Source organism: Endozoicomonas sp. ISHI1, assembly GCF_024606225.1.
Lineage (GTDB): Bacteria > Pseudomonadota > Gammaproteobacteria > Pseudomonadales > Endozoicomonadaceae > Endozoicomonas_A.
In genome coordinates this window covers 1-3,638 of record NZ_JAGRPU010000101.1, presented here as the reverse complement: position 1 = coordinate 3,638, position 3,638 = coordinate 1, and the positions used below count along the sequence as shown (strand labels likewise).

Genomic DNA, 3,638 nt, shown 5'->3' with positions numbered 1-3,638 from the left:
GAGTGCCAGAAGACCCTGCCAAACACGGAAGCCCTGTGGGATCACAAAAGAAAAGACCACACCTCAGAGCAAACCTGCCCAGAGTGCCAGAAGACCCTGTCAAACGCGAAAGCCCTGTCGATTCACAAAAGTGCATATCACACCGGAGAGCGAACCTGTCCTGAGTGCCATAAGACCCTGCCAAATGCGAAAGCCCTGTCGGATCACAAAAGAAAAGACCACACCTCAGAGCAAACCTGCCTTGAGTGCCAGAAGACCCTACCAAATGCTCTGGCCCTGTCGGTTCACAAAAGAAAGGATCACACCCCAGGGCAAACCTGCCCAGAGTGCCAGAAGACCCTGCGCAACGCGAAAGCACTGTCGGATCACAAAAGTCAATATCACACCGGAGGGCAAACCTGCCCAGAGTGCCAGAAGACACTGCCAAACGCGAAAGCCCTGTCGGCTCACAAAAGAAAAGATCACACCGGTGAGCAAACCTGCTCTGAGTGCCAGAAGACCCTGCCAAACACGGAAGCCCTGTGGGATCACAAAAGAAAAGACCACACCTCAGAGCAAACCTGCCCAGAGTGCCAGAAGACCCTGCCAAATGCGAAAGCCCTGTCGTATCACAAAAGAAAAGACCACACCTCAGAGCAAACCTGCCCCGTGTGCCAGAAGACCCTGCCAAACGCTCTGGCTCTGTCGGCTCACAAAAGAAAAGATCACACCCCGGAGCAAACTTGCCCTGAGTGCCAGAAGATCCTGCCAAACGCTCAAGCGCTGTCGACTCACAAAAGAAAATATCATACCCCAGAGCAAACCTGCCCTGAGTGCCAGAAGATCCTGCCAAACGCGAAAGCCCTGACGGATCACAAAAGAAAAGACCACACCCCAGAGCAAGCCTGCCCAGAGTGCCAGAAGATCCTGCCAAACGTGAATGCCCTGTCGGATCACAGAAGGCAACACCGAAAACGAAAGCTTGATGATGCAAAGTCAAGTAATTGATTTCTGCTTGTCACAGGCTCAGGGGGTGAAGGGCTAAACGTTTTTTACGACAGTCATCAGGTATAAAACATCGGCGTTTCAGTAAAGTTTCAGCACGTTTACCATGGATGGGAGAATCCATGAACAACTCTGTTTTAGTTCCTTGCCCCTGATCCTCTCGTCTATCCTCACTGCTCCTATCCGAAGAAAACAAAGGATAGAACCATTAAACGTCTACTCTTGCACGTATTGATCGTTGTGCCATTCGTCTGCCCGGTTGAGTCACAGACCTACCGTTTTATCGTTGAGGTTAACCAGAACGGGGCTTCGACGAGCCAGAGTTTTTCTATAAAAACTGAGCCGGGCACATTATCTGCGATGCCAATGAACGATGGGGGGGCGATGCAAAACGAACCATCACACATTACCTGCACAAACGGATATTCAGAGTCAGGCTCACCACCCGATGACAAACCCTGTAGGCGAAACAAATTTCAGATCATCACTTGTATGTACGGAACGGACAGCGGGAACTATTCCCGGACAAAGGGGCAAGAGGATCATGGTCAGTCATTCAATAGACACTCAGAAAAATCTCATTATCTATACGACAACGACCATAATGATGAAAATTCGGGTCGGCCCACAGACTCTCGACATAGCCTTGACGAAAATTGCCATCAACAGCCCTGCTGTCATCGACAAGGACGCTGTATCTTCGCTCCCTTTGTAAGTATCCTGTGTCGTTCAACCTCAGACGACTCTTTCGCTTTCAGAACAGATGTCCATTTTCAAACAGGCGATCAGGAGTCTGGCCCGGTAAGCCATCCTGCTGATGGTCCGACAGTTGTCTCGGGTGCTGACAGTACAACCGGTCCATCATTAACATTAAATCCACCTCCTGCGAAAAAACAAAGGAAGGCAGGCTCTAAAAAATACCGATGTGATCACCCCGGCTGTGAAAAATCATTTGGCTCTCAAGCCTCATTGAGCACTCACAAAAGGCAATATCACACCGGAGAGCGAAACTGCCCTGAGTGCCAGAAAATCCTGCCAAACGCACAAGCCCTGTCAGTTCACAAAAGAAAATATCATACCCCAGAGCAAACCTGCCCTGAGTGCCAGAAGATCCTGCCAAGCGCGAAAGCCCTGTGCGATCACAAAAGAAAAGACCACACCCCGGAGCAAACCTGCCCAGAGTGCCAGAAGACCCTGTCAAACGCGAAAGCCCTTTCGATTCACAAAAGTGAATATCACACCGGAGAGCGAACCTGCCCTGAGTGCCAGAAGACCCTTCCAAACGCGAGAGCCCTGTCGGATCACAAAAATCAATATCACACCGGAGAGCAAACCTGCCCTGAGTGCCAGAAGACCCTGCCAAACACGAGAGCCCTGTGGGATCACAAAAGAAAAGATCACACCCCAAAGCAAACCTGCCCTAAGTGCCAGAAGCCCCTGTCAAACTTGAAAGCCCTTTCGGTTCACAAAAGTCAATATCACACCGGAGGGCAAACCTGCCCTGAGTGCCAGAAGATCCTGTCAAACGCTCAAGCACTGTCGACTCACAAAAGAAAATATCATACCTCAGAGCAAACCTGCCCTAAGTGCCAGAAGATCCTGCCAAACGCGAAAGCCCTGACGGATCACAAAAGAAAAGACCACACCTCAGAGCAAACCTGCCCTGTGTGCCAGAAGACCCTGCCAAACGCTCAAGCCCTGTCGGCTCACAGAAGGCAACACCGAAAACGAAAGCTTGATGATGCAAAGTCAAGTAATTGACTTCCGCTTGTCACAGGCTCAGGGGGTGATGGGCTAAACGTTTTTTACGACAGTCATCAGGTATAAAACATCGGCGTTTCAGTAAAATTTCTGCATATTTGAAATCGATGGGAGAATCCATGGACCACTCTGTTTTGATTCCTTGCCCCTTATTCTCTGGTCTATCCTCACTGCTCCTACCCATAAAAAGCAAAGGATAGAACCATTAAAAGTCTACTTTTGCACGTATTGATCGTTGTGCCATTCGTCTGCACGGTTGAATCACAGACCTACCGTTTTATCGTTGAGGTTAACCAGAATGGGGCTTCGACAAGACAGAGTTTTTCTATAAAAACTGAGCCGGGCACATTATCTTCGATGCCAATGGACGATGGGAGGCCTGTGCAAAACGAACCATCACACATTACCTGTACAAACGGATATTCAGAGTCAGGCTCACCGCCTGATGACAAACCCTGTAGGCGAAAAAAATTTCAGATCATCACTTGTATGTACGGAACGGGCGGGGGGAACTATTCCCGGACAGAGGGGCAAGAGGATCATGGTCAGTCATTCAATAGGCATTCAGAAAAATCTCATTATCTATACGACAACGAACATAATGATGAAAATTCGGGCCGACCTACCGACTCCCGACATAGCCTTGACGAAAATTGCCATCAACAGCCCTGTTGTCATCGACAAGGACGCTGTATCTTCGTTCCATCCACAACTATCCGGTGTCGTTCAAACTCAGATGACTCTTTCGCTTGCAGAACAGGTGTCGATTTGCAAACAGGCGATCAGGAGTCTGGCCCGGTAAGCCATCCTGCTGATGGTCCGACAGTTGTCTCGGGTGCTGACAGTACAACCGGTCCATCATTAACATTAAATCCACCTCCTGCGAAAAAACA

Annotated in this window: 3 protein-coding genes; all 3 read left to right on the top strand. The window is 49.5% G+C overall.

Going from position 1 to position 3,638, the window contains the following annotated elements; all coding sequences use genetic code 11:
• Positions 1–987 (top strand): C2H2-type zinc finger protein (locus KBW69_RS23170; RefSeq protein ID WP_257282493.1); only part of this gene is annotated, 987 nt, incomplete at its 5' end.
• A gap of 219 nt (positions 988–1,206) precedes the next feature.
• On the top strand, positions 1,207–2,745 hold the full coding sequence (locus KBW69_RS23165; RefSeq protein ID WP_257282491.1) for a C2H2-type zinc finger protein: 1,539 nt from the start codon (positions 1,207–1,209) through the stop codon (positions 2,743–2,745).
• 219 nt (positions 2,746–2,964) lie between these two features.
• The coding region (locus KBW69_RS23160) for a hypothetical protein (protein ID WP_257282490.1) at positions 2,965–3,638 on the top strand (674 nt) is incomplete at its 3' end.